This window comes from Arthrobacter sp. MMS24-S77, assembly GCF_054888235.1.
The window spans coordinates 3,433,032-3,456,652 of the sequence record NZ_JBTZRN010000001.1 but is presented as its reverse complement, the minus strand read 5'-3'; the positions used below and the strand labels follow the sequence as shown (position 1 = coordinate 3,456,652).

The window sequence follows — 23,621 nt, the reverse complement described above, 5'->3', positions numbered from 1 at the left end:
GCGCCTCTTCCGGTGCCGCGCCTGAGCCGGCGCCGTACCGGTGACTTTCGAGTCTGCGTGAGAGGTTCACTGGACAACCGCCCTTCTGTGCAACTGCTTGTGTGATCGCTCGTCCCAATTCGGCCGGAACCGGTTCACCAGAAGACGAAGGCCCTTGGTGGCGGCATCCCGCGCCCCGTCCTGAAGCAAGGGGACGCCTTTATTGGTGGAGTACGGAAGAGTCCGGGAACGGGGAATGGCCACATCGACCGGCACTCCGATGGTTGCTTCCACGTCCTTGAGGACCAGACCGCTTTTCGGGTCGGCCATGTTCAGAACCACGTGCCGGTATTGCGGGAGCAACTGCAATTCGTCAAGAATGTTCAGGCCAGTCCGCAAACCTCGGATGCTTGGAATATCCATACCGCACACCCAGACGGCGTCAGTTGCATTTTCCAAGGCGGCGAGAACATGCTCACCGAGTCCCGGAGCTGTGTCGATCACGATGTACTGGAACTCCTGGCGCAGTTGCTCCAACAATCTCGAGACGTGCTGGGCCGTGATGCGGTCCATTTCCACGGGATTGCGAGGGGCACAAAGTGCGTAAATGCTGGCCGGATGGACGCTCAAGTACGTCTTGAGCACCATCGAATCCTGGCTGGCCGGACCCAACACGGCGTCCGTGATGGTGTGCTCAGGGTGCAAAAGCAGTCCACTCGCCACATCGCCGAACTGTAGGTCCAGATCGACGATCACCACGCCCATTGGTGCCATGGTCCCGAGACCGACCGCCAGATTAGTAGCTACCGTCGTTTTGCCGACCCCGCCCTTGGGCGACATGACGGCGATGATTCGCCCGCCGGAACCCTGGGATGGAGCCTCGATGGCATTGGGGGCCAGCCCCCTTCGCCGGCCGGCAGCAGCGAGGCTTGCCCGCTCCACCATCACTCGGATGGAGTCTGAGTCCGCCGCGGGGGAGAGGATGTCCCGTACGCCCGAGCGCATTGCTGCGAGGACCAGCGATTCGCTCTGTTCCGCGGCGAGCACTACGCTGATCTCCGGGAATTGGAGATCCAACAAGGAAGCGTGCTTGAGGGAGTCATCGATTTCCAGGCCCGGTCCCAAAATCAGTACTTCGGGCGGCTCTCCGAGGAGCTGGTCAAGGATCTCCCGAGGTCCTGCCGGCAAGTAGTCTGCCTGGAACCATTGGAGGCTTCCGCTCATCCCGGCCGTCGCGGATCGAACTCGTCGTTCGAAGTCAAGATCCGGGGTGATGAGAACGAAGCGGCTCATTTGAATACACTTCCCCGGTCGATCGTGCCGGTTGCGCCTGCAACGGCATCCGAAGGCTCTTTGCTAAGGTAGACGGTGCCGAATTCGGCAGCGTAGACGATTTTCTGAACGTCGACGGCGGAGCGGGCAACGGTCACGAGGTAGCCACCGTTTGCACCTGCCGTCTTGTTGGCGTTCAGCGACCCACCGCTTGCTTGGGGTGCGGAACCGGAATTATCCGAGATCGCACCGCTGGCGTCTTGCACCGCGGTGACGAGGACTTTGTGGAACGTGAAGCTCGTTTGGTCAGGTGCACCGGTTTTGTCGTCCGCTTTGAAGGACAACATCATGCCGACTGTGTCCCCTGCAGCGACGTGCCCACCTACGACGCGCTCGATCGGAAGCCTGACTGTGACTTCTTGGAGCCCGGTGGGCACTTCCACCCGACCTGGACCGGCCAAGCTGTTTGGATCGACCATCCGGGTTGCGAGCAATTGCTCGCCAGGCTTGAAGTCGATCGAAGAAACCTTGGAGCCCAGATCTCCCAGGTTGCTGACGCTGTCCGCGGCAATTGCGGCCTTGGGGACTGACTTCTTGATGACAGAATCCCCGAATTTGGCGGTGGGAGTTCCTGCGGGAATTTCTTTTTGAACGACGTAGACGTCTTCGGTCTCAGTATTTGCCAGAGCGCGCTTGTCAGCGCCCTGGACGTAGAACACGAGCATCACTGTTCCAATGATGGCTACGACAAGCGCAGCGATGCCTCCCAGTAGGCGTGTTTTCACTGTTCTTCCTTCCAGATTGCGCTCGTCCAGAGCGCTGGTTACTTAATCAGTTGCGGCGGAAGATTCGCTCCGCCCTGCGTGTATCCCCCTCCCTGATACACGGAGGGGTCAGCAATCCAGCTAACAAAGTGCCCGCGGACCCCGTTGTTGCTGCCTCCAAGACCTGTTTGATCGCCCCCGGAGATGCCAGGGAACTTGTATCCGGTCAGATAGAAAGCGGCGTAGCCCTTGATGTAATATTTGCCGCCAGCGCCGCTTCCCGAAGCTTCAGTGAAAACGGGGAAGGCAACCACGGTGTTCAGGTAACTACTGATGAGGGGCTTGCACTCTTTTGGCATGCTCAGTCCCGTGTTGGTCTGCGCGTAAGGATCCACCACTCCGCTTGTCGACGGATCATCTGGATAGACCTGCGCGGCGCACTGGCCGGGCACGGGCGTCAGCCACTCAAAACCGCCCGGGATGACCTGGCCGGACGGGCTGTCACTCACGCAGGTGGTAGACCCGTGGGTCAGAATCGTCTGTGTGGCGCCATTGATGTCGAACTGGCACGGCGCGAAGGCCAGAGGCAGCGTCGCTGGCCCCGATCCAGGGCCGCCCCACGTCGCTGTGGCTTGGGCGCCGACAGTCACTGGCCCAGTGTTGAGGGCATTGGCGAACATCTTGCTCAGGTAGCCGGCTCCGGTGGTGCCATCCTTGGTAGATGTTGTGACTGTTACCTTGCCCGCCACGCTTAGATCCACTGATTGCACAGTGCTGGCGCCATCGTTGGCGTTGGAGTTTGCAAGCGGGCTGGCCAACGAAATATTGCAGGAACCCTTGGCACAGCTGCTTGCGACAGCGATGGCTCCTGCATCCGCCCCGTTTTGAAGCTGGGCCCGTTCCGCGTAGATCTGGCCGACGTCGACTGCCACGGCGCCGACTCCAACCAGCGTGAGCATCATGAGGGCGACCATGATGCCCGCAGCCCCGCGTTCTCTGTTGTGAGGGTCTTGACGCCGGATCAGCCGTTGCATTGCATTGCTCCCTTGCCAGTGATCGTGAGACTGGAACCGAAGAATCCGGTGAGAGACTGGCCACTGTAGGTGGTGGTCACGGTGATAGTTGGAGGGGGACTGCCTGCCGCACAGGCTCCCGAGTAGCTGAAACTCAGCTTGGACGTATCCAGCGAGGGCGCTCCGGCCTTGCCAGCAGCCGTGGCCTTGCTTGAGTCGTTGGTAATTGCCATGGTCCGTGCAGCTTCACGGGAGGCTTGAGTCACTGAAACCTGGATGTTGTAAGCGTTCGAAAACTCGACAACAGCGATGATCAGGGACACGAGGATGGGCGCGACGAGCGCGAATTCGACGGCAACTGCGCCGCGCTCATGGTACCTGGAAGACTTGATCCTGCGTTTCAAAGGATCCCCCTGGGTAGTTGCTGCGGATGTTTGCAGCAGAAAACGGTGCGTTGTGCCGCGCCAATGGGCGCGGCACAACGCTTTTGCCTGGTTACCAGGTTCCGACCGTGGTGGCGAGGCTGTTGAAGAAAGCATTCAAGTTGGTGCCAAATGCGCCCACGCCTACAACGATGACCAGGGCGATTAGGCCTACCAACAACGAATACTCTGTCGCCGTGGCTCCTTTTTCAGCGGAGAGTTTGGCGATGGCTAATTTGACGCTACGAAGGTGTTCTTTGAAATTGAACATTTCGAGACCTGTGCGAGACCGGCAGCTGTTGCTACCAGGCCCCCACCTTGGCGGCCAGGCCGTTGAAGAAGGCGTTGAGGTTGGTGCCGAATGCCCCCACGCCAACGACGATGACGAGGGCAATGAGGCCAACCAGCAGTGAATATTCAGTTGCTGTTGCGCCCTTTTCGGAAGTGAGGCGATCTTTGACGCCGGCGACGAAAGCAATGACAGAAACCATGAGAGATGACATTGGAAAACCCTTCCCAGATAAGTGAATTTGTCTACGATTTCCAACCGCTTACATATCCCGTTTTGCGGTTCGGATTTCGATAGGACAAGAATTGCCCCTGGGAGGGTTAACAAACAATGCGTAGTGGTACTCGTCTTTTTCAGTACGGGTGGGGTTGAATACTCGAAGGAGGATCCGCGGGTACTCGGTTTTCCTGCCTAAGTACTACTTAGGTGCCGTCGCAGATGGGGCTCAAGTGAACTGAGCGGAACCTGGGAAGATGGCCGAGCCTCACGGAACGAGCAGGACCACTCCAATTGCGGCGGCGAGCATGGCCGGTCCATGAGCCACTTCAGACGGCTTGATTCCGCGTTTCAGGCGCAACATCAGTACCGTCATCACCCCGCCCACCACGAATCCCAGCAGCCCCCCGTAGAACACCTGAGTCCAACCCAAGTAGCCCAAGTACATTCCGAGTGGTGCTGCGAGCTTCACATCGCCCATTCCAAGGCCTCCCGGAGAAATTAATCCAAGAACTAAGTATCCGAGGAACAAAATGACACCGCCGGCAGCCGCGCGAAGGAGTCCAAGCCAGTCAGGGGCCAGTGCGGCGGACATAGTTAACAGCACAAGGCCGGCAGCAAGCAGCAACAGCACCAGCGGGTTTGGAAGCAAATGGTGCATCACGTCCACGCGTGACAGCTGTACAGCCAGCACCGCCAAGAAGAGATAGGCGGGGAGCATGGGCGACAAACCGAAACGGAGCGTGAGGAGGGCAAGCAGGAATGCGGTGGCCACCGCCGTCGTAATCCTTGGAGCGCGCGAGGGGAGTTCGCCGAGTCGGGGCAGGAACCGCGCTATCAGAAGCTCTGCCAGAGGGCTCAAGAGCAGCCCTAGGAGCCCGAAAGCGGCCACAAACAAGGATTGGGCAGCAGTTGCTGTCACGGCGTCTCCTAGGGGCTTAGGGAGGGTCTCGGCTGTTCACGCTCCTTGCTAGCCTATTTTGACCCTGCGGCTCCTTGCCGCTATTGTTGATAGTCGTTGTGCGTGTCCTTTCTCGATGACACATGCCCGCTTGGGGATCCAGTTGCAGGATCGTTAACTCGACAGGCATATCGGGACTTCGGGATAACTGGTACATAGAGCCCTCACCTCTGCTCCGGTAACGCATACCTAGTAGGCACACGCTCCAGGCGTGCCGCCTAAAACATGAACGCCAGAACAAGAACGAGGCAAAACCGTGCGTACGTACACCCCGAAGCCCGGCGATATCAACCGCCAGTGGCACGTCATTGACGCCACCGATGTTGTCCTTGGTCGTCTTGCCAGCCAGACCGCAACACTGCTGCGCGGAAAGCACAAGCCGACCTATGCGTCCCACATGGACATGGGCGACTTCGTCATCATCATCAACGCTGAAAAGGTTGCGCTGACCGGCGCCAAGCTGGAGCAGAAGCGCGCATACCGCCACTCCGGTTACCCGGGCGGCCTGACCTCCGTCAACTATGCGGAGCTGCTGGAATCCAACCCGGTCCGCGCCGTGGAGAAGGCCATCAAGGGCATGCTCCCCAAGAACTCCCTCGCTGCACAGCAGTTGGGCAAGCTCAAGGTTTACCGTGGCGCTGAGCACCCCCACGCTGCACAGCAGCCGAAGACTTTCGAAATCACCCAGGTCGCCCAGTAGTCCTGGCCACCAAACAACTTTTAATACAAGGAGAATCGTGGCTCAGAACGAAGAACTGACCGCCGAAGCCGTCGAGGCCGAGGAAACCCTCACCAGCTACACCTCTGAAAGCTCGGCTGCCGAAGCCGCGCCCAAGAAGGAGCGCCCCGCACTGACCGTTGCCGGTGCAGCAGTTGGTCGTCGCAAGGAAGCCGTTGCACGCGTTCGCGTTGTGCCGGGCTCCGGCAAGTGGACCATCAACGGCCGCGAGCTGTCGAACTACTTCCCGAACAAGCTGCACCAACAGGATGTCAACGAGCCCTTCAAGATCCTTGACCTTGAAGGCGCCTACGACGTCATCGCCCGCATCCACGGCGGTGGCCCCTCCGGCCAGGCCGGTGCACTGCGTCTCGGTATTGCCCGCTCGCTGAACGAGATCGATGTCGACAACAACCGCGCCACCCTGAAGAAGGCCGGCTTCCTGACCCGTGACGCTCGCGTCATCGAGCGTAAGAAGGCCGGTCTCAAGAAGGCACGCAAGGCTCAGCAGTACTCCAAGCGCTAAAGATGCGCCTACCCAAGAAGGGGTCGCTGGCGCGACCGCTTCTTGGGGCCCTCGGCGCGTTTTAGCGCTCGGCTCCACAAGCGCTAATCAAACGCTTTCAAGGCCCGTTCCGCCATTTGGCGGGACGGGCCTTGCCGCGTTCAATGGCTACTTTCCAGTGGTCTTCCTAAGTCGAACACCGTGGTGCCGTCAGTAACTTCTGCCTGGAAGTTGTCCGCGACCCATTTCTGGATCGCTAGGACTTCGGGACTATTTCCTGGAACCTTCAGTTGCTCGGGCTGCTCTACTAGGTAACAGATTTGTCCCGCGGCTACCCAGCTCTGGAACTGAGTCAATGTGGGGCTGGGATCGTGCATGGCGAACCCTCCAAGGGGCATGATCGCCCGCTTGACTTCAAGCTGAAAGACAGACGCCGTCTGACCCGGATAGGTGGCTGCAGCCCATGTACACGTCTCTGGTGCTGCTTGGAGCCGCCCCCGGAGCAACGGGCTGGGATTATTGCCAATCAACAGGCCATAGACCCATGCCGGATTCTGATCTTTCGCGCCGGCCACGAACCTGCTCAGCGAGTAAGGGTTTCTGGTTACGCCGCCAGATAGCGGGTTGGAACCGGATTGGGGTGAACCAACCGTCACCAGGGAACAGAGCGCCGGCCCGACCAACAATGCTCCGATGGCCACGCCGGCGGAGCCCCGTTCCAGCCACGGCCATGGCGCCCGGACTGCACTCGCCGCGGCGGCCAACAGACCCACAAAAAGTGTGATGTTTCCGAGCCATTCCGGAAAGACGTCGCTAAGCCGCCATATCGCGTTGGCGAAAATGAAACTCGCTACCAAAGCAACCGTGATCCACACACGCCCAGGGATCGTTTTGGCGCCTGACAATAGCAATCGGGCGCCAATGCCGACGCAGAGAGCCAGTGGCGGCGCCAGCGAGGAAGTGTAGTAGGAATGGAAGCCGTGGCTCATGAAACTCAGCACCAGGTAGGTAGTCAGCAACCAGAGGGCTGCTGCGGAGGCAAGTATCGCTTCATTCCGCTCGAGCCGGCGTCTGGCGATGGCCCAGAATATTGTCACGCAGCTCAGCAGAGCCGCCAGCAGTAGCCAGCCGATTTCCTGGCCGTAATTGATATTGAGCAGCCTGAATAGCCCCGCGTCCGAGGTTGCGCCCTTGAATTCCTGCGGAATCAGCGCCACTGAAGGGTCATCTTCATGCTGCACGACGCGGTCGATCCCGTTGTATCCGAGCGTCAGCTCAATCATGCTGTTGCTCGTTGAGCCTCCAACAAAAGGGCGGGATTGGGCGGGAATGAGATCCACTGCGAGCGGCCATGCCAGGGAACCAACCGCCATGATGCATCCGGCCAGTGCAAGCCCGAGGAACCTCTTTCGCCAAGACAGCCGGGCGAAGAGCAAAAAGACGATCGCGATCGCCGGGAGGACCAGAAATGCTTGCAACTGTTTCGTCAAGAATCCGAGAGCCAGCAGTCCGCCCGCGAGGAGTATCGGTGTGAGTCTGCCGGTCTCAGCGGCCCGGACTCCGGCGTAGAGCGCTGCGATCATCAACAGGACCATAAGGGGATCCGGGTTGTTGTAGCGTGCTAGCAGGACTGTGATTGGAGTGTATGCGAACACTGCTGCCGCGATCAGGGCGACGGCGGCAGGGAAGTACCTGCGCATCAGGACGAAGATCAGCAACATGCTCGTCAGAGTGATGATGACTTGGGGAACTAAAATGCCCCATGAATTGAGACCGAATAGGCGGACGGATAGTCCCATGACCCAAAGGCTGAGTGGAGGCTTGTCCACCGTGATGGAGTTTCCCCAGTCCGAGGAACCGAAAAAGAATGCTGTGAAGTTGTGTTCACCGGACTGCACTGCGGCCGAGTAAAAGGCGTTGGCCCAGCCGTTTTGATCCAGCTTCCAGAAGTAGAGAAATGCCGTCGAGAGCAACAGCAAAGCTAAAGTTATCTTCTCCCACGGCGCGATGGTGGGCGGCCTCCAAGCCTTGAAGATAGCCGCCCGGCGCCTAGTGGCGGAGGCGATGGATTCGGACACCGTCAACGGACTCCTCCTTGAAATTCTTCCCGTCGGATGCCCGTCCCGCGGGGGACAACAGAATCAAAGTAGTGACTCGCTTGCCGGCTTGAGAGCGATGCCGCGGCGGCGCTCATCCGACCGCTGAACACGGAAGACCCAGATACGGAGCAAGACGAAGCGAAGCAGAGTGGCGAATACGTTTGCACAAGTCAGGACGATCAGTTCGGTTCTGGGTGCTGCGTCCGGGTGTATTGCATGTAGCAACAGCAAGGAAGACGCGGTGATGCCCCAGGCGACCATGAACACCACCAGCCCTTGAAATTGCTGTGTGAAGAGCCTCGCCGGTCCGTGGATCCGGAAGGTAAAGCGACGGTTGGCGGCTGTGTTGGCAATGGCCGTGAGCAAGAGCGCCAGGAAATTTCCTTGTTGTGCGCCGAAGGGGCCTTGAAAGAGCAGATAGAGCAGAGCAAACGCGAGTGTGGAAAAGGCGCCGACTATACCGAAGCGCACCACTTGACCGAAGAAGCTTGGCCGTGCCGGCGTGGCGATGGGTCCCCGCCCGAGTTCGGCGTATATCGCTTGCAGGGGGATCCTTCCCTTCACCATGGAGGTGGCGACGCGCACGAGGCCTCGGAGGTCGTCCATGGCGGTTTGACGGATATCGACCCTGCTGTCCGGATCGTCGATCCAGTCGACCGGAATCTCGTGGATTCGAAGCCCTGCCCGCTCTGCCAGAATCAACAGCTCGGTATCGAAGAACCAACGGTTGTCCTCTATATAAGGAAGCAGCCGATGTGCGACCTCGGCCCTGACGGCTTTGAAACCACATTGGGCATCGGAGAACTGAACTTGCATGGTTCGTTTGAGGAGTATGTTGTAGCCTCGCGAGATGAATTCCCGTTTTGGGCCTCGGACCACCCGTGAATTACGCCCAAGCCTCGTGCCGATACTGACGTCGGAGTGTCCGGAAAGCAGGGGAGCTATGAGCGGGGGCAATGCAGCCAAGTCGGTCGAGAGGTCCACGTCTACGTATGCGAGAACTTTGGCTTCGGACGACGTCCAGGCGTCGCGGAGCGCGAAACCGCGCCCCTTGGTCTCCAAACGTCGGTAGCCGACATTGGGAAGTTCGCTCGCGAGCTTTCGCCCAATAGAACCTGTTGCGTCCGTGCTGGCATTATCGGCAATCGTGATTTTCCAGCTATACAACAATTCTCGCGACAGATAGTCGGCAAGACGGTTGATGCTTCTTTCGAGTATGGCGGACTCGTTGAAAACGGGGACAATTATTTCGAGCGCCAAGCCCCCAGAGCTAGGTGTCATGCGGTAATCGTAGATACTTGTTAAGGGTCATTACTAGAGTGGAGCGGAAAGCGCAAGTCAAGTATCTACACTCTTGCGGTCCTGCGAATAAAGGGGTAAAAGCAGGGTCCACGGCGCCGCTTCCCCCGGGCCTCTACGCCGTCGTCTAGACTGGAACGCGATGGCTAGATTATTTGGAACAGATGGCGTGCGTGGTCTCGCCAATGGATTGCTCACCGCGGAGCTTGCTCTTCAGTTGGCCCAAGCCGCCGCTGTGGTCTTGGGACATGAGCGCTCGGCCAACGGAGCGCGGCCTCGCGCCGTCGTCGCCCGGGATCCGCGGGCAAGCGGGGAGTTCATCGCGGCGGCCGTTGAGGCCGGGCTTTCGAGCTCCGGGATCGATGTGTACGACGCCGGTGTGCTTCCCACACCCGCGGCCGCTTACCTGATCGCGGACCTCGATGCCGATTTCGGCGTCATGATCTCGGCGTCGCACAACCCGGCGCCGGACAACGGCATCAAGTTCTTTGCCCGAGGCGGCCAGAAGCTCCCTGACGAGGTGGAGGACGCAATCGAAGCCCAGCTCGGTAAGGAGCCTTCCCGTCCTGTGGGGGGCGAGGTCGGACGCATCCAACGCTTCTCGGACGCCGAGGACCGTTACATCGTCCACTTGCTCGGCACCCTCCCGCACCGCCTCGAAGGCCTCAAAGTCGTCTTGGACTGCGCGCACGGTGCGGCCAGCGGCTGTTCCCCGCAGGTTTTCTCCAGCGCTGGCGCCGAGGTTGTGGTGATTGGCGCGGAACCCGACGGACTGAACATCAACGACGGCGTCGGTTCCACGCACCTTGGCCAGCTCAAGGAAGCAGTGATCAAGCACCGCGCAGACTTCGGCATAGCCCACGACGGCGACGCCGACCGCTGCCTGGCCGTGGACCACGAAGGCAACGAGGTTGACGGTGACCAGATCATGGCGATCCTTGCCCTCGCACTGAAGGAGTCCGGAAAGCTGAAGGACGGCGTCCTGGTGGCCACAGTGATGAGCAACCTCGGGCTCAAGATCGCGTTGCGTGGTGCTGGAATCACCATCCGCGAGACGGCGGTAGGGGACCGCTACGTCCTGGAGGAAATGCGCGCGGGCGGCTTTAGCCTTGGTGGAGAGCAGTCGGGGCACGTGATCTTCTCCGACTACGCGACCACTGGCGACGGCGTCCTGACAGGCCTGCAGATTGCCGCCCAAGTGGCCAGGACCGGCCGAACCCTCCAGGATCTCGCCCGCGCCATGACCAAGCTGCCGCAGCTCATGATCAATGTGAAGGGCGTGGACAAGTCCAGGGCCGCCACGGACGAGGGTGTAGCCGCTGCGGTGGCTGCCGCGGAACTCGAACTCGGCGATACCGGCCGGGTGCTCCTGCGGCCATCGGGCACCGAAGCTTTGGTCCGTGTCATGGTCGAGGCCGCGGACATGGAAACCGCCACCCGCATATGCACTGAACTCGCCGGCGTCGTCGAACACCGCCTCACGATTCCGCGCGAACTGGCCCTTTAGGCTCACTGCGGCAAAAGCTCCAAAACAACTGTGGCCCGTCTCATAAGGAGACGGGCCACATTTGTTTCAAATGCTTACCTTCGGACCAGGTTGTCGCGCATCCCGGCAACCGCTACAGGTAGCCCGGTGCCGCTTCGAGGCCAAAATATTCCTCGAGGGTGGCGATACCGCGATTGGCCATATCCGTTGCGGCCTCAACCCCGACGAAGCGCAAATGCCAGGACTCGTAGTAATAGCCGGTGATTTCATGGAGCATCCACGGGTACCTGACAACAAATCCATATTTGAATGCGTTGGCCTTGGCCCAAACGGCGGCTGGCTGCTCGGCGAAGCACGGCTGGAAGCTGCACGCCCCGCCGCCGTCGCCGATATCGAATGCCCAACCGGTCTGGTGTTCCGAGAATCCGGGACGCGCGGAGGCGGTGTCCGCTGAAGCCTGGCCGCGCGAGTTCACATAACTGTTGTACGTGGCGGTTTGGGTTTGGAACGAGCGGTAGCCGGAGGCCAAAGTCATGGTCACCCCTGCCGCAGCGGCTCCGGCGAAGAGCTTTTCTGCCGCTGCTGCAGTTGTGCTGTTGAGCAACGAGGCCTCTCCACTGACCGCGAGCTGGACGCGGGGCTGGACGAGATCAAGGGGGACGAACTGCAAGGGGGTCAGTGGCCGGTGCTTGTTGACGATGACCCACTGGCTCGTCGGGTCAGTCAGGGAAAACTTTTGGGACAGAACCCCCGCCGGCGGAGCGCTCGACGGCGGAGCGCTCGACGGCGGCACCCCACTCACCGCAGGGGGCGGGACCGCCGTCGTGGTCGCCACTGCCGGCGTCGGAGTTGCCGTTTGGGTTCCTGGTGGGGACGGGGCCGGAGCGGGTGAAGCGACCTGGCTACCCGGAGTGCAGGCAGCCAAGGCCGTCATTCCTACGCCTGCCGCTAGAAGGGCTGTGAAGGACCTTCTGTTGGGGCGGCAGTTGTGGCACATCCGTGCTAGACCTTTCGCAGCAGCATGCGGCGGATGGAATGATCGGCGTCCTTGGTGAGGACAAGCTGTGCCCGGCCGCGGGTAGGGAGCACGTTTTCCTCAAGGTTGGGCTCGTTGATGCGTTTCCAGATGCCGCGGGCCGTGGCTTCCGCCTCGGCATCGGAGAGCGTCGCATAACGGTGGAAGTAGGATTCGGGCTGGGCGAAGGCCGTGCTCCGAAGCTTCCGGAAACGGTCCACATACCAGTCTTCGATGTACGACGTCTTGGCGTCAACGTAAATGGAGAAATCAAAGAAGTCGCTGAGCGCCAAACCCTGCCGGCCGTCCTGGCGGGGACGGGCAGGCGCCAACACGTTGAGGCCCTCGACAATGAGGACGTCAGGCCGCCGGACCACCACTTCTTTGTCCGGGACGATGTCATAGGTGACGTGCGAATACCAGGGAGCGCGGACCTCTTCGGCGCCGCCTTTGATCGCACTCACGAAACGAAGGAGCGCCCGGCGGTCGTAGGACTCTGGAAAGCCCTTGCGCTCAAGCAAATGCCGACGCTTCAATTCGGCCAGTGGGTACAGGAATCCGTCGGTCGTGATGAGTTCGACGTTCGGTGTGCCCGGCCAACGGCGGAGCATCTCGCGCAGCACCCGGGCAATGGTGGACTTGCCGACCGCAACAGAACCCGCGACGCCGATCACAAAAGGGGTGCGCTGGGTTTGCTCACCAAGGAACGTCGTGGTGGCTGCATGGAGCTGCTGAGATGCTTGGACGTAGAGATGCAACAAACGGGAGAGCGGGAGGTAGACCTCGCGGATTTCCTTCATGTCCAGGGGATCGCCGAGCCCGCGAAGCCGGACGATGTCCTCTTCGTTAAGCGGCTGCTCCATCTGTGCAGCCAGCCGGGACCACGTCTGCCTGTCCAGCTCAACGAACGGAGAGGAGCTGTCGCCGTTCGCTTCGTTGCGTTGCAAAGTCACCTTAGAGATTCTGCCCCGCACTTGGCTGATCCGGAAATGCGGCATGAACGGGGGGAAGAATTTGTGTGAGCATGCTCTCCGGAAAGGCGCGGGATCCGGCAGCTTCCGGCGGTTGGCCTGCTTGCGCCGCCGGATATCCTACGTCCATTTCGCGGGGCACCCGCTACTCTTGTAGGCATGTGTGGAATCGTAGGTTATGTTGGCAATTCATCCCGCCGGGCAGATGCCGGGCACTCGGCTCTCGACGTCGTGCTCGAAGGACTTCGTCGTCTTGAATACCGGGGCTATGACTCAGCCGGCGTCGCCGTGGTCGCCGATGGAACTATCGCCTCCCGGAAGAAGTCCGGAAAACTCAGCAATCTGCTGAATGAGCTCGACACCAATCCGCTCCCGGACTCCCTGACCGGAATCGGCCACACCCGCTGGGCCACCCACGGCGGACCCACCGATCAGAACGCCCATCCGCATCTGGCCGACGGCGGACGGTTGGCCATGATCCACAACGGAATCATCGAAAACTTCGCCGAGCTCAAGCAGGAACTTCTCGCCAAGGGTGTCACTTTCGAGTCCGAGACGGACACGGAGGTTGCGGCAGCACTTCTGGGCGATATCTTCCGCAACCAGCTCAACGGTGACTCGTCCAACGGAAAGCTCACCAAAGCGATGCAGCTTGCCTGCCAGCGGCTTGAAGGGGCGTTTACGCTCCTCGCCGTGCACGCTGAGCGGCCCGACGTCGTCGTGGCGGCCCGTCGCAATTCTCCCCTTGTCGTGGGACTCGGCGATGGCGAGAACTTCCTTGGTTCGGACGTTTCCGGCTTCATCGACCACACGCGCCGCGCCGTCGAGCTTGGCCAGGACCAGATCGTCACCATCACGGCGGACTCCGTCGAGATCACTGACTTTTTCGGCGCCCCCGCCCAGGGCAAGGAATACCACGTGGACTGGGATCCGGCCTCTGCGGAAAAGGGCGGCTTCAGCTCCTTCATGGAGAAGGAAATCCACGACCAGCCCGACGCCGTCACCCAGACCCTCCTCGGCCGCTCGGACATCAACGGCCAGCTGACGTTGAACGAACTCCGGATCGATCCCGAGTTGCTCAAGCAGGTCAACAAGATCATCGTCCTGGCTTGTGGCACGGCCGCCTACGCCGGGATGGTTGCCAAGTACGCCATCGAGAACTGGTGCCGCATTCCCACCGAGGTAGAACTCGCGCATGAGTTCCGTTACCGCGACCCGATCGTTGACGCGAACACCCTGGTGGTCTCCATCAGCCAGTCCGGTGAAACCATGGACACGCTGATGGCCGTCCGCTACGCCCGCGAGCAGGGCGCCAAGACGATATCCATCTGCAACACCAACGGCTCCACGATCCCGCGCGAATCGGATGCGGTGCTTTACACGCACGCCGGGCCGGAGATCGCCGTCGCCTCGACCAAGGCTTTCCTCGCCCAGATCACGGCCGCCTACCTGCTGGGCCTCTACCTGGCCCAGTTGCGCGGAAACATCTTCTCAGGCCAGATCAAGGACGTCTTGGCGGACCTTGGCAAGATTCCCGCCCACATCCAGAAGATCCTCGACAATGCAGGCCCCCTCCGCGAGCTCGCCCGCAGCATGAAAGACGAGAAGTCGGTACTGTTCCTGGGCCGCCACGTGGGCTTCCCGGTGGCACTCGAGGGCGCGCTGAAGCTCAAGGAAATCGCCTACATCCACGCTGAGGGTTTTGCCGCAGGTGAGCTCAAGCACGGTCCGATTGCCTTGATCGACGAAGGGCAGCCCGTCTTCGTGGTGGTTCCGTCACCGCGCGGCCGCGACTCCCTCCACGCGAAGGTTGTCAGCAACATCCAGGAAATCCGAGCCCGGGGTGCGCGCACCCTGGTGATCGCCGAGGAAGGCGACGAAGCAGTGCGGGCCTATGCCGAGCACGTCTTCTACGTCCCGCAGACGCCTACACTCCTGATGCCGCTGCTCACGACTGTTCCGCTGCAGATTTTCGCGGCAGAGCTGGCCAAGGCCAAGGGATACGACGTGGACCAGCCGCGTAACCTTGCCAAGAGCGTGACCGTAGAATAGCCGCATGATTGTTGGCATAGGCGTAGACGTCGTAGACATTGAGCGCTTTGGGCGCCAGCTCGAACGAACTCCCGGGCTCCGGGACCGTTTGTTCGTTCCCGCGGAACGCGAGCTCAACACCCGCTCGTTGGCTGCGCGCTTCGCGGCCAAGGAAGCTGTGGCCAAGGTTTTGGGAGCTCCGGCAGGCATGAACTGGCAAGACTGCTGGATCGGCCTTGACCAGAACGGCCCCACGATCCAGGTCAAAGGCACCGTGCTGGCAGTCGCCGATTCCAAAGGCGTGAAACGCTGGCACGTATCCATGAGCCACGACGGCGGCATTGCCACCGCCATGGTCATCGCCGAAGCCTAACAACCCAAGCACCATGATCAGCGCCTTCACCGGAACACAGATCAGGGCAGCGGAACAACCGCTCCTTGATACCGGTGAAGGCGCTGTTCTCATGCAGCGCGCGGCCCATGGCCTGGCAAACGCCGTTGTCCGTGAATTCCGTTCGGAGGGCCGTCGCGTCTACGGCTCCAGCGCCACGGTACTGGCGGGCAAGGGGAACAACGGCGGGGACGGGCTCTTCGCCGCAGCAATGCTCGCTCGCCGGGGCATGCGCACGACGGCGGTGCTCACCGCCGGTTCTGCCCATCCGGACGCCATGGCCGCCTTCAGGGCGTCCGGTGGACGCGTCCACGTCCTGAATGAGGAAAACGCCGAAGAACTAGCCGTGCTAAGTGCCGGCGACGATGTGGTCATAGACGCCATCCTGGGCACGGGCGCCCGGGGAGGCCTCAGCGGTCCGGCCGCGGAATTGATTGCTGCCCTGCAAGAGTTGAAGCCGAATTTGGTGGTGGCTTGCGATACTCCCAGTGGCCTGGACGCGGACACGGGCGAGATCCACTGGCCTGTGCTGACGGCGCGGTTGACGGTGGTATTCGGAGGAGTCAAAGCTGGACTCATGGCCGATCCTGGAGAGGGCTGTGCCGGCCGGGTCCTCCTTGTACCCATCGGCATTGAGGGTCATCTTCAGGAACCTCCCCTTCGCCGCTTGTCTGTCCGTGACGTGGCTGCTGTCCTGCCGGACCCCGCGCGCCGGGCTCAAAAGTACACCAGGGGAGTCCTGGGCGTCGTCGCCGGTTCCGAGCGCTACACGGGGGCTGCAGCCCTCTCTGTCGCGGCCGCGGCGGCGTCCGGCGCGGGAATGGTGCGGTACCTCGGACCGGAAGTTGCGGCGCGGCAGGTACTGGCCCGTACTCCCGAGGCAATTTGGGAGCCAGCCGAACCCGGACGAGTCCAAGCATGGCTGCTCGGTCCCGGCCTGGACGGAGCCGAACAACTCCAGCGAGCCCGTGACGTACTGGCCGCGGCGTCCGGCGCCGGCCAGCCCGCCGTCGTCGACGCCGGAGCGCTGGGGCTCCTGCCGGAACGGTGCCCGCCCAACTGGATCCTGACCCCGCACGCGGGGGAGCTGGCCGACCTGCTTGGCCGCGGCGAAGTACGCTTCACGCGTGAGGATGTGGAGTCCCGGACACTGCACTTCGTCCGGCTGGCCGCCGAACACACGGGGGCAGTTGTCCTCCTTAAAGGTGCCACAACGCTGATCGCGTCCCCGTCCGGAGCGGTGTTCAGCCAAGCCGAGGGATGCCCATGGATGTCGACGGCGGGAAGCGGCGACGTCCTTGGCGGGATCCTCGGAGCCCTGGCCGCCTCTTTTGCGGAATCTGGGTTGGATGACGACGGCCCCTTGGCGGCCTTGGGAATCGCCACGGATGAGAGATGGGCTGCGGTAGCGGCCGCGGGTGCGAGCATCCACGGAATGGCAGGCAGTGCCGCCTCCGCCGGAGGACCCCTGACAGCGTCTGATATCGCTCGTGCTGTCCCTGATGTCTTCCGGATCCTGCAGGGATGTCGCGCCGGATAATTCCGGATGTTCGTTGAATGTCACCCGACATAGCTAGGCTGGCAACAAGTTATCCGGCACGTGAAGGAGAACACATGGACATTTGGCCAGGAGCCGCATACCCGTTGGGGGCCACCTTCGATGGCACGGGAACCAACTTCGCGCTGTTCAGCGAGAAGGCGGAAAAGGTGGAATTGTGTCTCTTCGACGACGACGGGGACGAAGTCAGCTACACCGTCAACGAGGTGGACGGTTATGTATGGCATTGCTACCTTCCGCACGTTCAGCCAGGGCAAAAGTACGGATACCGGGTGCACGGCCCGTATGACCCTGCCGCCGGCCAGCGCTTCAACCCCAACAAGCTCCTCCTGGACCCTTACGCCAAGGCCATCCACCGGCAGATCGACTGGGACCCGGCGCTTTTCTCATACAACATGGGAGATCCGGACTCCCGAAACGACAAGGACTCCGCGGCCCACATGATGATGGGCGTCGTCATCAATCCCTTCTTCGACTGGGCGGGTGACCAGCAGCTTCGCATCCCGTACCACCGCTCGGTGATTTACGAAGCGCACGTCAAGGGACTGACGCAGCTCCACCCGGAGGTTCCGGAGGAACAACGCGGTACTTATGCCGGCGTCGCACACCCCGCTGTGATTTCCCACCTGCAAAAACTCGGCGTCACCGCCATCGAGCTCATGCCCGTCCACCAGTTCACCAACGACGGCATCCTGCAGGACAAAGGGCTGAACAACTACTGGGGCTACAACACCATCGGGTTCTTCGCGCCCCACAACAGCTACAGCTCCAAGGGCGATCGGGGCCAGCAGGTCCAGGACTTCAAGGCGATGGTCAGGGCGCTGCATACGGCCGGCATCGAGGTCATTCTCGACGTCGTGTACAACCACACCGCCGAGGGCAACCACCTCGGCCCCACCCTGTCCTTCAAGGGGATCGACAACTCCGCTTACTACCGCCTGGTGGAGGGAGACCTTAAGCACTACATGGATTACACGGGCACCGGTAACTCGTTGAACGTACGCAGCCCGCATTCCCTCCAGCTGCTCATGGATTCCTTGCGCTACTGGGTTACCGAAATGCACGTTGACGGTTTCCGCTTCGACCTGGCCTCAACGTTGGCACGCGAGTTCTACGACGTGGACAAGCTGTCGACATTCTTCGAACTCATCCAGCAGGATCCCGTCGTCTCGCAGGTCAAGCTGATCGCCGAACCGTGGGACGTGGGCCCGGGCGGTTACCAAGTAGGCAACTTCCCGCCGCAGTGGACGGAATGGAACGGTAAATACCGTGACACTGTCCGTGATTTTTGGCGAGGCGAGCCCTCCACCCTGGGCGAGTTTGCATCACGCTTGACCGGATCGGCGGACCTGTATGAGCACTCCGGCCGCCGCCCGGTGGCTTCCATCAACTTCGTCACGGCCCACGACGGCTTCACCCTGGCCGACCTGGTCTCCTACAACGAGAAGCACAACGAGGCCAACGGCGAAGGCAACAACGACGGCGAATCCCATAACCGTTCCTGGAATTGCGGTGTCGAAGGCCCCACGGAGGACCCTGTCGTCCTCGGCCTCCGTGCCCGCCAGCAGCGAAACTTCATCGCGTCCATGCTCCTTTCCCAAGGTGTCCCCATGCTGTTGCACGGTGACGAGCTTGGCAGGACACAGCGGGGCAACAACAACGGCTACTGTCAGGACTCGGAGCTGACCTGGATCAACTGGGATGGCGTGGACCAGCCCCTCGTGGAGTTCACGGCGGCTGTCAGCGCACTGCGCGCCAAGCACCCCACGTTCAGGCGCAGCCGCTTCTTCGACGGGCGGCCTGTCCTTCGAGGCGAAGGCGAGCGGCTCCCGGACATCGTGTGGCTCGACGTCGACGGAACCACCATGACGCCGTCGGACTGGGACAGCGGCTTTGGCCGCTCGGTGGGCGTGTTCCTCAACGGAGATGGCATCCGCGGCCGGGACAACCAGGGGCGGCGCATCACGGACGTCAACTTCCTGCTCTACTTCAACGCCCACGACGACGAAGTGGGCTTCAAAGTGCCCTCTGACGAATACGCCCCTGCCTGGGACATCATCATCGACACCGCCGGCGGCGGAGCTGACACCGAACCCATGCCCGCGGAATCGGTCCTTACAGTGGGGGCCAAATCACTCGTCGTCCTGCGAGCCCACAGCACGCCGGACACCGATCCGGACCACTCCGTGGCAGCGTCGCTCGCCGCATTGTCGCAGACAACCACCCCGGAAACGGCATCCCTGACTGCGCCAGCCACACTGACACCGGCCGCGTCGGCGCCGAACAGGGCACCGCTCCGGTCAGTGCCGGACCCGAAGCCTGACATGGGGGCCAACGCTGAGCCGGAGGCGAAGCCAGCCGCTGAACCCAAAGCTGCCGCTGCGCCGAAGAAGCCCCGAAAGCCACGCGCCCCCAAGAACGGGGGATCATGAGGACGCCCGTCTCCACCTACCGGCTCCAGATCCGGCCCTCATTCACGCTCCACGACGCGGCGGCCCTCACGGGTTATCTGCGCGACCTCGGGGTTGACTGGGTGTACCTGTCGCCGATTTTGACCGCGGAGGAGGGCTCGGACCACGGTTACGACGTCACGGACCCCTCCACGGTCGACGCGTCGCGCGGCGGTGCCGAAGGGCTCGCCGCACTTTCCAAGGCCGCGCGGGAGGCCGGTCTCGGTGTCCTGGTGGACATCGTCCCCAACCACATGGGCGTTGCGTCGCCTCCACAAAACGCCTGGTGGTGGTCCCTCCTCAGGGACGGCAGGTCCTCCCGCTACGCCGAAGCGTTCGACGTCGATTGGGACTTCGGGGGAGGCAAGCTGCGGATCCCGGTGCTCGGCAGCGACGACGACCTCGACAAGCTCGAAGTAGTCGACGGCGAATTGCGCTATTTCGACCACCGCTTCCCGCTGGCCGAGGGCAGCTATGTCGCGGGAGACAACGCCCGCGACGTCCATGCACGGCAACACTACGAACTGGTCGATTGGCGCCGGGCTGACGCCGAACTGAATTACCGCCGATTCTTCGCGGTCAACACCTTGGCCGGCATCCGCGTCGAAATCCCCTGGGTCTTCGAGGAAGCCCACGCAGAGGTTGCCCGCTGGTTCCGGGACGGGCTCACGGACGGGCTGAGGATCGATCATCCGGATGGACTCGCGGACCCTTCGGGCTACTTGGCGCGCCTGAAGGAAACCACCGGCGGTTCGTACGTGCTTGTCGAGAAGATCCTGGAGCCAGGGGAGGAGCTTCCGGAGAACTTCGACTGCGAAGGGACCACTGGCTACGACGCGCTCGCCGACGTCGATCGCCTTTTCGTTGATCCCGACGCCGAAGTGCAGCTAGATGCCTTGGACGCCAGGCTGCGGGGCACCGAAACACCGTCCGATTACCAAGCCATGATCCACGGCACCAAGAGGCGTATCACGGACGGCATCCTGCGCTCGGAAATCCTGCGGCTGGCGCGGCTCGTCCCGGAGTCACCGGAACTTCTCCGTCACGAAGTGGCCGACGCGCTCGCCGAGACTATTGCTTCCTTTCCGGTCTACCGAAGTTATCTCCCGTACGGCAAAGACATCCTCGTGGAGGCCGTTGAGCAGGCCGCCCGGACCAAACCGGAACTGGAACAGGTGCTGGGGCGGGTGCTTCCACTACTGCTCGATGCCGGCAGTGAATTGGGCCGCCGCTTCCAACAGACCTCAGGCATGGTCATGGCCAAGGGCGTGGAAGACACCGCGTTCTTCCGCTACACGCGTCTTGGCACGCTGACGGAAGTGGGAGCGGATCCGACAGAATTCGCCCTGTCCCCGAATGGATTCCACAAGCGCATGGTGCACCGCCAGGCACATTTGCGGATGTCCATGACCACCCTGACCACGCACGACACCAAGCGCAGCGAAGACACACGGGCGAGGATCTCCGCTATCTCGGAGGCCGTCCCCGAATGGGAAGCATTCCTGGACCGGATGCAGGAACTGGCTCCGGTTCCTGACGGGCCGCTCGCAGCTCTTGTGTGGCAGGCTATTGCGGGTGCTTGGCCGGCAAGCCGTGAACGCCTCCAAGGTTACGTCGTCAAGGCGGCACGCGAGGCCGGCAATTCAACCAGTTGGACAGATCCGGACGAAGGGTTCGAAGCGAAGCTGGCCTCCGCCGTCGATACCGTTTTCGATGTGCCGGACGTAACGGCTGCCCTGGAGAGATTTGTCGCGCTTTTGGACCCCTACGGAGTGTCCAACTCGCTGTCAGCAAAAATTGTTCAGCTGACCATGCCGGGCGTGCCGGACGTATACCAGGGAACCGAGTTTTGGGATCGTTCACTCACCGATCCGGACAACCGGCGCCCGGTGGACTTCGAACGGCGGAGGGCCGCGCTCGCTGCCCTCGACGCCGGTGCCCAGACCGAAGCGCGGGACGAGTTGGCCAAGTTGTTGCTGACCTCGCGGGCACTGCGCCTGCGTCGCGACAGGCCGGAGCTCTTCGGCGGATACAGCCCTGTCCTCGCTGAGGGCCCCGCGGCCGAGCACCTGCTCGCCTTTGACCGCGGAGGCATCGACGCTGGAAACCGAGCCGTCGGCGCGGGTGCCGGTGCCATGACGTTGGCCACTCGGCTCCCGCGGAAGCTTGAACGAAACGGCGGGTGGCAAAACACCTTCATCCGCCTCGGGAGCGCAGTCCAGGACGAGCTCACGGGCAACAGTTACCCGGCGGGCGAAGTGCCGATCGCAAGGCTTCTGCAGAGATACCCGGTGGCCCTGCTCGTACCGCTGACCTAGCCAGAGCACCAACGACGGCGGGCAAACGCCCGGACGAGATGATTGAGGGGAGCCATGGCGGAGACGACCAGCGCGAGGAAACGATTCGACGTATGGGCCCCGTTTGCGGGGTCCCTCACACTGCTCGCGGCAGGCGAGCATCACGAAATGCGGCCGCACGACGGCGACGCCACCGGCTGGTGGACGGCGGACGTACCGCAGGGGGTGGGGACGGATTACGGCTACCTCGTGGACGGCGAGGGGCCCTTTCCCGACCCGAGGTCGAAGCGGCAACCGGAGGGCGTCCACGGCCTGTCCCGCACCTTCGACGCGTCTTCTTATTCCTGGAACGACGCCGAATGGCCTGGCCGCGGGCTAGGCGGCGCCGTCATCTATGAGCTCCACCTTGGGACCTTCACACCGGAGGGCACGCTGGACGCGGCAGTGGAAAAACTCGATTACCTCGTTGAATTGGGAGTCGACTTTGTAGAGCTTCTGCCCGTCAACGCCTTCAACGGTACGCACAACTGGGGGTACGACGGCGTGCTGTGGTTCGCCGTCCATGAAGCCTACGGGGGACCAGAGGCCTACCAGCGATTTGTTGACGCGGCGCATGCTGCGGGACTCGGCGTGATTCAGGACGTGGTCTACAACCATCTGGGGCCCAGCGGCAACTACCTGCCGAAGTTTGGCCCGTACCTGAAGTCCGGGGAGGGCAACACCTGGGGCGATTCAGTAAATTTGGACGGCCCGGGCTCAGATGAAGTCCGTCAATACATTCTTGATAATGCCGAAATGTGGTTGAACGATTTCCACGTTGACGGACTGCGCCTCGACGCTGTGCACGCTCTCCGTGACGATCGTGCCGTGCATATCCTGGAAGACCTCGCCAGCCTTGCGGACGGGATCGAAGCTGAAACCGGTATCCCCAAGACCCTGATCGCCGAATCGGATCTGAACAACCCGCGCCTGATCTACCGCCGGGACGCCAACGGCTACGGGCTGGAAGGCCAGTGGAGCGACGACTTCCACCACGCTGTTCACGTGAACCTCACCGGTGAGACCGCTGGCTACTATGCCGATTTCGACTCCCTGGCCGCCTTGGCCAAAGTCCTTGAGCACGGTTTCTTCCACGACGGAAGCTACTCAAGCTTCCGCGGAAGGCATCATGGCAGGCCCATCCGCCCGGGCCTGGTCCATCCTGCCGCGCTGGTGGTGTGCAGCCAGAACCACGACCAAATCGGCAACCGCGCCGCCGGCGACCGACTGAGTGCGAACCTGTCCTACGGCAGGCTGGCGCTTGCCGCCGTACTGACCATGACATCTCCGTTCACGCCGATGCTGTTTATGGGGGAAGAATTCGGCGCGTCCACGCCTTGGCAATTCTTCACATCGCATCCCGAGGAATGGCTGGCAAAGGCCACGGCAGAGGGCAGGCTCAAGGAATTCGAACGGATGGGCTGGGACCCTGCATTGGTACCCAACCCGCAGGACCCAGGGACGTTCAGCCGTTCCAAGCTCAAATGGGAGGAAATCAACGACGGCGATCACGCCCGGCTGTTGGAACTTTACCGGGTCTTGGCGAACCTCAGGCGCTCGACGCCGGAGCTTGCCGCCGGTGGATTCACCGATACCCATGTTGACTTCAGCGAAGGGGACAACTGGCTGGTTCTCAGCCGGGGCGCCGTGAGGGTTGTCTGCAACTTTGGGACGCAGCTCTTGACTCGCACCATGGACGGTGACCTCTTGCTCGCCACGGACCCTTCGGCCGCCGTCGGGAACGGAAAGCTGACAATCCCGGGGGAGAGCGCCGCCGTCGTACGCTTGAAGTGACTTTGACCACATGACGGACGCCGCGCTTGCGGCCCGGAAACGGGTGGCAGGA

General features: G+C 61.9%; 20 protein-coding genes. 9 read left to right on the top strand and 11 right to left on the bottom strand.

What is annotated here, in order from left to right; all coding sequences use genetic code 11:
• Nucleotides 1–66: 66 nt before the first annotated feature.
• From ACX5I4_RS15780 to ACX5I4_RS15750, 7 genes are all read right to left on the bottom strand, one after another.
• Entirely contained in the window at nt 67–1,272 is a 1,206-nt protein-coding gene (locus tag ACX5I4_RS15780; protein ID WP_461837480.1) for an AAA family ATPase, read from the bottom strand.
• Complete coding sequence (cpaB, locus tag ACX5I4_RS15775) at nt 1,269–2,036, bottom strand: Flp pilus assembly protein CpaB (RefSeq protein ID WP_461837479.1); 768 nt, start codon at nt 2,034–2,036, stop codon at nt 1,269–1,271. The genes ACX5I4_RS15780 and cpaB overlap by 4 nt, the downstream gene beginning before the upstream one ends.
• Nucleotides 2,037–2,074: 38 nt before the next feature.
• Nucleotides 2,075–3,049, bottom strand: a complete 975-nt coding sequence (locus tag ACX5I4_RS15770; RefSeq protein ID WP_461837478.1) for a pilus assembly protein TadG-related protein — start codon at nt 3,047–3,049, stop codon at nt 2,075–2,077.
• Complete coding sequence (locus ACX5I4_RS15765; RefSeq protein WP_461837477.1) at nt 3,037–3,432, bottom strand: TadE/TadG family type IV pilus assembly protein; 396 nt, start codon at nt 3,430–3,432, stop codon at nt 3,037–3,039. Before ACX5I4_RS15765 ends, ACX5I4_RS15770 begins: the two co-directional genes overlap by 13 nt.
• 91 nt (nt 3,433–3,523) lie before the next feature.
• Nucleotides 3,524–3,721: a Flp family type IVb pilin gene (locus ACX5I4_RS15760; RefSeq protein ID WP_461837476.1), complete on the bottom strand. Its 198-nt coding sequence runs from the start codon at nt 3,719–3,721 to the stop codon at nt 3,524–3,526.
• Nucleotides 3,722–3,752: 31 nt separating this feature from the next.
• On the bottom strand, nt 3,753–3,953 hold the full coding sequence (locus ACX5I4_RS15755) for a Flp family type IVb pilin (protein WP_461837475.1): 201 nt from the start codon (nt 3,951–3,953) through the stop codon (nt 3,753–3,755).
• Between the two features lie 270 nt (nt 3,954–4,223).
• Nucleotides 4,224–4,877, bottom strand: a complete 654-nt coding sequence (locus ACX5I4_RS15750) for a prepilin peptidase (protein WP_461837474.1) — start codon at nt 4,875–4,877, stop codon at nt 4,224–4,226.
• Between the two features lie 295 nt (nt 4,878–5,172).
• Here ACX5I4_RS15750 and rplM point away from each other — a divergent pair, with 295 nt between their 5' ends.
• Both rplM and rpsI read left to right on the top strand, forming a co-directional pair.
• Entirely contained in the window at nt 5,173–5,616 is a 444-nt protein-coding gene (gene rplM, locus ACX5I4_RS15745) for a 50S ribosomal protein L13 (RefSeq protein ID WP_306863775.1), read from the top strand.
• Between the two features lie 37 nt (nt 5,617–5,653).
• A complete protein-coding gene (rpsI, locus tag ACX5I4_RS15740; RefSeq protein WP_461837473.1) occupies nt 5,654–6,160 on the top strand; it encodes a 30S ribosomal protein S9 in 507 nt (168 codons plus the stop codon).
• Between the two features lie 140 nt (nt 6,161–6,300).
• Here rpsI and ACX5I4_RS15735 read toward each other — a convergent pair whose 3' ends face one another.
• Complete coding sequence (locus ACX5I4_RS15735; protein ID WP_461837472.1) at nt 6,301–8,217, bottom strand: glycosyltransferase family 39 protein; 1,917 nt, start codon at nt 8,215–8,217, stop codon at nt 6,301–6,303.
• A gap of 63 nt (nt 8,218–8,280) precedes the next feature.
• Nucleotides 8,281–9,519 carry a bifunctional glycosyltransferase family 2/GtrA family protein gene (locus tag ACX5I4_RS15730; protein WP_461837471.1) on the bottom strand — a complete coding sequence of 413 codons (1,239 nt, stop codon included), beginning with the start codon at nt 9,517–9,519 and terminating at the stop codon, nt 8,281–8,283.
• A gap of 160 nt (nt 9,520–9,679) precedes the next feature.
• On the opposite strand from ACX5I4_RS15730, the gene glmM reads away from it, so the two are divergent.
• On the top strand, nt 9,680–11,044 hold the full coding sequence (gene glmM / locus ACX5I4_RS15725) for a phosphoglucosamine mutase (RefSeq protein ID WP_461837470.1): 1,365 nt from the start codon (nt 9,680–9,682) through the stop codon (nt 11,042–11,044).
• Nucleotides 11,045–11,156: 112 nt separating this feature from the next.
• On the opposite strand, the gene ACX5I4_RS15720 is transcribed toward glmM, so the two are convergent.
• On the bottom strand, nt 11,157–12,020 hold the full coding sequence (locus ACX5I4_RS15720; protein WP_461837469.1) for a M15 family metallopeptidase: 864 nt from the start codon (nt 12,018–12,020) through the stop codon (nt 11,157–11,159).
• Nucleotides 12,021–12,025: 5 nt separating this feature from the next.
• Complete coding sequence (coaA, locus tag ACX5I4_RS15715) at nt 12,026–13,036, bottom strand: type I pantothenate kinase (RefSeq protein ID WP_461837468.1); 1,011 nt, start codon at nt 13,034–13,036, stop codon at nt 12,026–12,028.
• Between the two features lie 132 nt (nt 13,037–13,168).
• Between coaA and glmS the strand changes: the two genes are divergently transcribed.
• From glmS to treZ, 6 genes are all read left to right on the top strand, one after another.
• Nucleotides 13,169–15,061 carry a glutamine--fructose-6-phosphate transaminase (isomerizing) gene (glmS, locus tag ACX5I4_RS15710; RefSeq protein ID WP_461837467.1) on the top strand — a complete coding sequence of 631 codons (1,893 nt, stop codon included), beginning with the start codon at nt 13,169–13,171 and terminating at the stop codon, nt 15,059–15,061.
• A gap of 4 nt (nt 15,062–15,065) precedes the next feature.
• Nucleotides 15,066–15,413 (top strand): holo-ACP synthase, encoded by a 348-nt coding sequence (locus ACX5I4_RS15705; RefSeq protein WP_461837466.1) that lies wholly within the window; start codon nt 15,066–15,068, stop codon nt 15,411–15,413.
• A 13-nt stretch (nt 15,414–15,426) separates the two neighbouring features.
• Nucleotides 15,427–16,971, top strand: coding sequence for an NAD(P)H-hydrate epimerase (locus ACX5I4_RS15700; protein WP_461837465.1), 1,545 nt, complete (start codon nt 15,427–15,429; stop codon nt 16,969–16,971).
• Between the two features lie 74 nt (nt 16,972–17,045).
• Nucleotides 17,046–19,421: a glycogen debranching protein GlgX gene (glgX, locus tag ACX5I4_RS15695; protein WP_461837464.1), complete on the top strand. Its 2,376-nt coding sequence runs from the start codon at nt 17,046–17,048 to the stop codon at nt 19,419–19,421.
• A complete protein-coding gene (gene treY / locus ACX5I4_RS15690; RefSeq protein WP_461837463.1) occupies nt 19,418–21,757 on the top strand; it encodes a malto-oligosyltrehalose synthase in 2,340 nt (779 codons plus the stop codon). Before glgX ends, treY begins: the two co-directional genes overlap by 4 nt.
• A 54-nt stretch (nt 21,758–21,811) precedes the next feature.
• A complete protein-coding gene (gene treZ, locus ACX5I4_RS15685) occupies nt 21,812–23,569 on the top strand; it encodes a malto-oligosyltrehalose trehalohydrolase (RefSeq protein ID WP_461837462.1) in 1,758 nt (585 codons plus the stop codon).
• Nucleotides 23,570–23,621 lie beyond the last annotated feature (52 nt).